The organism is Brevibacterium sp. (assembly GCF_022712115.1).
GTDB classification, from domain to species: Bacteria; Actinomycetota; Actinomycetes; order Actinomycetales; family Brevibacteriaceae; genus Brevibacterium; species Brevibacterium salitolerans.
Genome location: NZ_JALAHB010000171.1, coordinates 1 through 7,704, shown reverse-complemented (window position 1 = coordinate 7,704; position 7,704 = coordinate 1). Strand labels below are relative to the sequence as shown.

Below are 7,704 nucleotides of genomic sequence, written 5' to 3'. Positions count from 1 at the left end.
CGGGCGGGATGCGCCCGTCACTTGAGCTGGTCCTCGGCGGCCTTGAGCTGGGCGAACTCCTCCTCGGGGGCGCTCGCCACCAGGTGGTGGCGGGAGTAGATCCAGAAGTAGGCGATCGCCAGCAGGAGCACCCCTGCTGCGATCCCGGCGGCGAGCACGTCGACCACGAACGTGGCGACCACGGCGACCACGGCGAGCACCAGGGCGATCGAGGTGGTCACCGCTCCGCCCGGAGTGCGATAGCCGCGCTCCAGCTTCGGCTCCCTGATGCGGAGCGTGATGTGGGACAGGTTGAGGAGAACATAGGACACCGTGGCACCGAACACCGCGACATTGAGGAGGATGCCGCCGGCACCACCGGTGGCCACAGCGAGGATGAATCCGATGGTGCCCGGGATGATGAGCGCGAGGTAGGGCGTCTTGCGCTTGCCTGTGAGGGAGAGCCACTTGGGCAGGTAGCCCGCGCGGGAGAGGGCGAAGAGCTGGCGGGAGTAGGCGAAGATGATGGAGAAGAAGCTCGCCACCAGACCCGCCAGGCCCGCCCAGTTGACGAACGCGGCCAGCAGCGAGGACTCACCGTAGACGTGGCGCATGGCCTCGGGCAGCGGATTGTCCGAGGTGCCCATCGCTTGGGCGCCCGCGGTGCCGGGGACCAGGACGAGCACGAGGGCGCCGAACACCAGCAGGATGAACATTGCGGTCATGATGCCGCGCGGCATGTCCCGCTTGGGATCGGCGGATTCCTCGGCCGCCAGGGGCACGCCCTCCACCGCAAGGAAGAACCAGATGCCGAACACCAGGCTGGCGAGCAGGCCGGAGACTCCGAAGGGCAGGAACTCGGACGATCCCATGCGTTCGGCCACCGGAGCGATGTCGAAGAGGTTGGCGGCGTCGAAGTGGCCGATCATGCTGAACACGAACACGAGGATCGCGACGACGGCGATCGCGGTGATGACGAACATGACCCGCAGCGCCTCACCCACGCCCCAGATGTGGATGCCCACGAAGATCAGGTAGGCGACCAGGTAGATGGTCCATGCGGGCACCCCGGCGGGCAGGATGCCCAGCGCCTGGACGTAGCCGGCGATGAAGGTGGAGATCGCCGCGGGTGCCATCGAATACTCGATGAGGATCGCCATGCCGGTGGCGAAGCCGCCCAGCGGGCCCAGGCCTCGGCGTGCGAAGCCATAGCCGGCACCGGCGGTGGGCAGAGCGGAGGACATCTCCGCGAGGCCCAGGGTCATGCACACGTACATGATCCCCATGAGCAGGAAGGCGATGAGCAGCCCGCCCCAGCCGCCCTGCGCCAACCCCAGGTTCCAGCCGGAGAAGTCTCCGCTGATCACGTAGGCCACTCCGAGCCCGGCCAGCAGGATCCAGCCCGCTGCTCCTTTGCGCAGCGAACGGCGCGCGAGGAAGTCCTCGCTCACCTCGCTGTACTCGACTCTGGTCTTCCGTGCCATGAGAGCTCCTCTATGCTCAGTTCAATGGTTTTATAATGGACCATTGAGTATCGCAAATGTAACGTGACTCACATGGAGGGTCAAGGGGTGGAGCGCAGATCGGCCGAAGCCGCACGCGACGGCACCGCGCGCGAGGCCGGGGAACCTGGCCGCGAGAGCGAGGCACCTGCGCGTGAGGGCGGGGCGGGGAACGCCTTCGAGGACACGCTGGCCAGACTGCTGCGCGAACTGGGGCTGGGCACGTACCTCGTGGGCGACAAGCTGCCTCCGGAGCGGGAGCTGGCAGCGGAGCTCGGCGTCTCTCGCGCCACGCTGCGCACCGCGCTGAATGAGCTCCGCGAGGCCGGGATCGTCCGGGTCACGCGGGGCCGCTACGGCGGCACCGAAGTGCTCCGCCTGCCCGCGGAGCACGGCTCCAGCGACGGCCCCGTGCCGCAGGCGGAGCTGGAGGACACCCTGCGCTTCCGCGAGCTGCTGGAGACGGAGGCCGCGCGGCTGGCCGCGCGGGCCACGCTCAGCGCCGAGGACCGCCGGGGCCTCGCCGAGCTGCTCCACGCGTGCTCGGGCGCGCCAATGGATCAGTACAGAGCCTATGACTCGCGACTGCACCTCGCGATCAGCGAGCTTGCCGGAATCCCCAGCCTCACGGCCGTCCTGGCGGAGAACCGCGCACGGGTGAACGCGCTGCTCGACCGCATCCCCATGATGAGCGCCAACATCGAGCACGCCAACGAGCAGCACGCACTCCTCATCGATGCGATCCTGCGCGGCCATGCGGACGAGGCCGCCGCTCTGGCACGGGCACACGCACACGGCTCCGCGACCCTGCTGCGCGGGTTCCTCGCCGGAAGCGGCAGGTGAGCGGACAGGCAGGTCGAGGCCCGAGCTCAGGGCCGAACAGGCGGACCCCCATCGACGGGCCGCGCCCTGCCGGCCTCACTGACGGTCCCCTGCCGGTTCCGGCCGGTCCTTCACCGGCGGTCCCTCACCGGCGGTTTCGTGCTACCGGCCTCACTGCGGTCCCACGCCGTGTCCCGGCATCGGGCTCCGCCCCGACGCGGGGAAGTCCGGTGCCGCGGATCCCGTCCCTCTGCGCCTGCCCGCAAGCTCACTCACACCCAGAACGGCCGCCGTGAGCCCGGGGATGAGGACCCCCAGCACGGCACCAGCCATGCGGAGTGCAGCGCTGGCCGTGCCCGGTCCCAGCGTCCAGGCCATCAGCAGACGCAGCAGCAGGAAGAGCAGGAGGCAGGCCACCGCGACGATGTGGGCCGGCCGCGTCCGGTCCCGGACGAGCAGCCAGGCGAGCAGCAGCAGACAGGATCCCGCGAAGGCGACCAGGGCCGAGAGCATTCCGCTGATCCGGACGAAGACCTCCGGATCCGTGGTGGGCGCGAGAACCCCGAACAGGGGTCCGCTGAGGATCCCGTAGACAGCGCTGAGCAGAGTACCAGCCGCAATCATCGCCGTGGCGATCCACTGCCTGCGCTGGAAAGCACCGGGAAGCAGCCAGACAGCAGTGATCGCAAGCGCCAGGTGCACCACGTCCGCACCGAGCCGGATGACGAGGGAGACTGCGCCGAACGCCGCGGCCGAGGGCAGCACCTGCACCAGCTGCATCGTGAAGAACTGATAGAAGACGGCCATCAGCAGGCTCAGCAGGAAGGTCGAGTAGAAGAGGATCACGGCGGTGGTCCTGCGGCCCGCGTGCTGCTGCGGACTCTGCGGTACCTGCTGCGGGTACGGCTGCTGCTGCGGGTACGGCTGCTGCGGCGGGTATGGATGCGACGGCGAGTCGGAGGGCACCGGCGGCGCATATGGCTGCTGCGGATAGTGAGGCTGCTGCTGTGGTGCGGAGCTCATGACCGGATCCTACTGTCCTCAGCGCGCCGCCTCCTCAGTGCACGGCCTCCTCTGCGCACCAGCAGCCTCCCCGGAGCTCAGTCCTCAGCGCACCACTTCGCGGTGGCCGGCGTCCAGGCGGCGGGTCCAGCCCCGCGCGTCCAGATGCTCCAGCAGCGGGATCACCGTCCTCCGCGTGGTGTCGAGCGCCTGCCTGGCCTGCGAGGTGGTGAACGGCTGCTCCAGACCGGCCAGCAGTCGCATCGCCTGCGCCGGAGCGGTGGGCCCGAGCACGATGCCCTCGCCCTCCTTCGCCGTCCCGCCGCTGGTCCCGGCACCACCGTGCCCTGAGCGACCGCCCAGGCGGAGGAGCCGGCCCCGCTGCTCCGCCGCCGCGAGCTCGCGGGAGCCGAGCCCCAGCTCCCGCAGCTCGTGGGCCTCGGGCGCGCGGAACGGACGGTCCCGCCACCCGGCCTCGAGCGTGCGCACGGCACCCTCCGCGGCTCCCAGGTCTGCTGCGGCACCGCGCGCACGGATCCGCCCGTCCGCCACCGTCAGTCCCGCTGTTCGCACCACAGCACCCAGCAGCAGGGACCGCGCGGCGCCCAGCTCCGGCAGATCGAGCGAATCCGCCGCGGCCTTCCCCGTCACCCCGCGGCTCAGCGCATCCGCCTCGTGCTCCCGTTCAACGAGGGCCTTAAGCGCCCGCGCCCACTCCCGGATGCGGCTCTCGTCCGTCAGCAGCGTCGCCCCCAGCCGCACGACGCCGGCCGGCAGCTCCGCGGGAACCTCGATGCCCATGGCGAGGAGGACGGATTCCGGCACGGCACCTCGGCGGCGGACCTCCACGGCGACGTCCCCTTCCGGGTCCAGCTCCGCCAGCTCAGCCGCACGTCTGCGCGCCGCACCGCGCCGGTGCAGCTCCGGCGGATCCACGTCGAGGACGTCGACACCGCCCAGCACCGCCCGCTCCCCCGTGGAACGCAGCAGCATGCGGTCGCCCACCGCCAGCGGCAGCGGGCGCTCGAGGGTGAGCCGCGCGTGCTCCGCGTCGAACGGCCGCAGCCGCGCCTGCACCGCGGCGGTCCCCACATGCACCGTGAGGTGGAGGGGAGCCTCGTCGAGTGCATTACTGCTGCGCCGTCGAACGTCTATTACACCGGCGAGCATCCACGCACCGGGAGTCACGAGCGCGTCCCCGCGATGCACCTCCTCCGCCGCGACGCCTCGGAGATTGACGGCCGCGCGGGTGACCGGGCGCAGTGCCTCCGCACTGTCGTTGTGGGTCTGCAGCCCGCGGATGCCCACGCGCGGCCCGGCCTCGGCACCCGAGGACGCACTGCCGGTGCGTGCCCCCGTCCCGCCCGTGCGCGTCTCCGCAGCACCCGCACGTGCCCCCGCCGCCGAGGCCAGCTCCAGTTCCCCGCCCACGCGCAGCGAGCCCTGATCGAGGGTGCCGGTGACGACCGTGCCGGAGCCGGAGACGGAGAAGGCCCGGTCGATCCAGAGGCGCACACGTGCACGCGGGTCCGGCGCCGGCATGTCCGCGAGGACGGCGTCGAGCTGCTCCCGCAGCGCATCCAGGCCGGTGCTGATCCGCTCCGCATCCGGGCGCGCGGGGGCAGACCGCCTCGCGTTCTGCGGTGCTGCATCGTGCAGTGCGGAGACGGCCACGGCTGGAGCGTCCGCCAGGCCGGTGCCGGCGAACTCCGCCCGTGCGCGCTCGACGACGGCCGGCACGGCCTCCGGCGCGGCATCCGTGCGCGTGACGACGATGAGACCGTGACGGATCCCCAGCGCGGCGACGGCATCGCGATGGTCCGAGGACTGCGGCATCCACCCCTCGTCCGCTGCGATGACGAACAGGACGACGGGCGCCGGCCCCAGCCCCGCGAGCATGTTGCCGAGGAAGCGTTCGTGACCGGGCACATCGACGAAGCTGACCTCCCGGCCGGAGGGCAGCGTCGTCCACGCGAAGCCGAGGTCGATGGTGAGCCCCCGGCGCTTCTCCTCGTCCCAGCGGTCCGGCTCGATGCCCGTGAGGGCGCGCACCAGTGTGGACTTGCCGTGGTCCACGTGCCCCGCCGTCGCGATGACGTGAGCGGAGCGCGTGATGGGAGCTGTGCCCGTGGCACGGCCCTGGTCTGCGGTTGGGACAGTGCCCGTGGCACGGCCCTGGCCCGAGGCGGGAACCTGCGAGGAGCCGGGGGCGGTCACGGTTCGGCGCTCCCGTCGCCTGCGGAGCCGTGAACGGGACCTGCCGCCGCCTCCCCCGCGGAGGCGTGCAGTTCGAGGAGCGCAGCCGCGAGCGCCGCGAGCAGGCCGGCGTCCTCCGGCTCCGGCACGCAGCGGAGGTCGATGAGGCAGCGGCCCTCGTGCACGCGACCCACCACTGCGGGAGTGCCCGTGCGCAGAGGTCCGGCGACGGCCTCGGGCAGGGCGAGCGCCCAGCCCGGAAGAGGCACGCCGGTGCCGCCTCCCCCGCCCACGCGACCGTCGTGGGGCACCACGGCGAGCGTCAGCTGCTCCGGAACATCCGCCTCGGGCGCAGCGGGCTGCGGCTGAGGGGTCGCCCCGGCCCCCGCGCGCTGCACGTCCGCGCCGAGCACGTGTGTCCCGTGCGCACCTGTGCCCTGCCTGACCGGCACGTATGCACCTGTGCCCTGCCCGGCCGGCGCGTGAGGACCGGCGCTCAGCCGCTGCGCAAGCGTCTCCGCGAGGCGCTGAGTTCGGGCGCGCAGGGCGTCCGGATCCGTGTGCAGGGCGCTGCGGACGGGAGCATCGGCGGCGGTGAGGGTGGCCTCGAGTGCGGCGAGCGCGAGCTTGTCCGCGCGGACCGCGCGTGCCAGCGGATGGCGGCTCAGCGCGGCGATCACCGGGGCGCGGCCCAGCAGGATGCCCGCCTGGGGGCCGCCCAGCAGCTTGTCCCCGGAGGCGATGACGACGTCGGCGCCGGCGGCCAGAGCGGTGGCGGCGTCCGGCTCGTCCGGCAGGAGCGGTTCCGGCTCCAGCAGGCCGCTGCCCAGGTCCACGACCAGAGGCACGCCGTGCGCGTGGGCGAGGTCTGCGAGGGCTGAGAGATCGGCCTCGGCGGTGAAGCCCTCCACCCGGAAGTTCGAGGTGTGCACCTTGAGGATGCAGCCGGTGGCCGGGGTGAGGGCGCGCGCGTAGTCGTCCAGGTGCGTGCGGTTGGTGGTGCCGACCTCGCGGATGCGCGCGCCGGCAGACTCCATGAGGTCGCTGAGCCGGAAGCCCGCGCCGATCTCCACGAACTCACCGCGCGAGAGCAGGATCTCACGCGGGCCGGGCGGCGATGATGCGGCGGGCGGCGGCGTAGGCACCCGCCTCTCGCCTACACACCCACTTTCCTGGAGCGAAACGCGGGTGTGTAGGCGAGAAGCGGGTGTCATACCTTCGGCCGCATGCGCGAAGGGCGCGCCATCCGGCACGGAGACCGCCTCGAGGTCCCCCGCAGAGTGCCCGGCGAAGGCGGTCGCCGCCAGCAGCAGGGCGGCGGCGCCGTTGTTGACGACGAGCGCGTCCTCTGCGGCCGGGCACGCCTCCAGCAGCGCCGACCGCGCACCCGCACCGCGCCGCGAACGCGCCCCCGTCGCCAGGTCGAACTCGAGGTCCGTGTACCCCGAGGCCTCTGCCACGGCGGCGCGCGCGGACTCCGAGAGCGGCGCGCGGCCCAGGTTCGTGTGCACGATGACGCCCGTGGCGTTGAGCACGGGGGTGAGGGAGGCCGGACGGCGGGAGTCGAGGGAGGCGAGGAGCTCCGGCACCACGGCCTCGGGCGCGATCTCCCCCCGGCGAGCACGCGCCTGGACCGCGCGGATGACCTTCTTCACCACACCGGCGCTCAGCGAGGAGACCGCTGCGGCCACCCGGGGATGGGCCAGCAGCGCATCCGTGCGCGGAATGCGCCGGCGGGGGTCGTCGAGGGGGTGCACTGCATCGTCCATCTCGGTCTCCCCTGCGAGTGGTCCGGCCCCCGCATCCGGGGGCGTCGCTGTCAGGGACCTCACTCCCGCTTCTCGGGAGCCGGTTCCCCGTCGCCGGGGCGCAGCATCCCGGAGTCGGCTGTGCGGCCCCTGTCTCGGATGTGTGGCGGAGGCGGACGGGAATCGAACCCGCCAAGCCCAGATGCTGGGCTTCACCGGTTTTGAAGACCGGGGGGCCCACCAGGACCCGGACGCCTCCGCCGGAGAATCTACCAGGAGCGGAGGTCCGGGAGCCCGCCACTCACATCGCCCGCCTCCCACAACGGCCGCCCGCCGCCCGCACCTTTCGCAGCTTGTGACGGTGTGCGCATGAGCCTGCACGCGCACACCGTTACAAGCTGCGAAAGGTCGTCTGCCCCGGCGCGCGACAACGGCGTCCCGGCAGGGGCGGGTGG

5 protein-coding genes and 1 tRNA gene are annotated in these 7,704 nt (G+C 72.3%); 1 reads left to right on the top strand and 5 read right to left on the bottom strand.

Annotation, left to right across the window (positions count from 1 at the left end):
* Positions 1–17: 17 nt before the first annotated feature.
* A complete protein-coding gene (gene eat, locus Q0A33_RS09690; RefSeq protein WP_291795583.1) occupies positions 18–1,463 on the bottom strand; it encodes an ethanolamine permease in 1,446 nt (481 codons plus the stop codon).
* A 72-nt stretch (positions 1,464–1,535) separates the two neighbouring features.
* Here eat and Q0A33_RS09685 point away from each other — a divergent pair, with 72 nt between their 5' ends.
* Positions 1,536–2,324: a GntR family transcriptional regulator gene (locus Q0A33_RS09685; protein WP_291795580.1), complete on the top strand. Its 789-nt coding sequence runs from the start codon at positions 1,536–1,538 to the stop codon at positions 2,322–2,324.
* A gap of 150 nt (positions 2,325–2,474) precedes the next feature.
* Here Q0A33_RS09685 and Q0A33_RS09680 read toward each other — a convergent pair whose 3' ends face one another.
* The 4 genes from Q0A33_RS09680 to Q0A33_RS09665 form a co-directional block, all read right to left on the bottom strand.
* Positions 2,475–3,326 (bottom strand): hypothetical protein, encoded by an 852-nt coding sequence (locus Q0A33_RS09680; RefSeq protein WP_291795577.1) that lies wholly within the window; start codon positions 3,324–3,326, stop codon positions 2,475–2,477.
* Positions 3,327–3,410: 84 nt separating this feature from the next.
* The gene (locus tag Q0A33_RS09675) at positions 3,411–5,420 is read right to left on the bottom strand and encodes a selenocysteine-specific translation elongation factor (RefSeq protein ID WP_291795586.1); all 2,010 of its coding nucleotides are present in this window, start codon (positions 5,418–5,420) and stop codon (positions 3,411–3,413) included.
* A 98-nt stretch (positions 5,421–5,518) separates the two neighbouring features.
* Positions 5,519–7,270 carry an L-seryl-tRNA(Sec) selenium transferase gene (locus tag Q0A33_RS09670; RefSeq protein WP_291795573.1) on the bottom strand — a complete coding sequence of 584 codons (1,752 nt, stop codon included), beginning with the start codon at positions 7,268–7,270 and terminating at the stop codon, positions 5,519–5,521.
* Positions 7,271–7,413: 143 nt separating this feature from the next.
* Positions 7,414–7,508, bottom strand: a tRNA-Sec gene (locus tag Q0A33_RS09665).
* Positions 7,509–7,704: the final 196 nt, after the last annotated feature.

Excerpts from the sequence above, each read along its gene's own strand:
- Q0A33_RS09670 (WP_291795573.1), bottom strand. The coding sequence starts at position 7,270 with ATGGACGATGCAGTGCACCCCCTCGACGACCCCCGCCGGCGCATTCCG.
- eat (WP_291795583.1), bottom strand. The coding sequence starts at position 1,463 with ATGGCACGGAAGACCAGAGTCGAGTACAGCGAGGTGAGCGAGGACTTC.
- Q0A33_RS09680 (WP_291795577.1), bottom strand. The coding sequence starts at position 3,326 with ATGAGCTCCGCACCACAGCAGCAGCCTCACTATCCGCAGCAGCCATAT.
- Q0A33_RS09685 (WP_291795580.1), top strand. The coding sequence starts at position 1,536 with ATGGAGGGTCAAGGGGTGGAGCGCAGATCGGCCGAAGCCGCACGCGAC.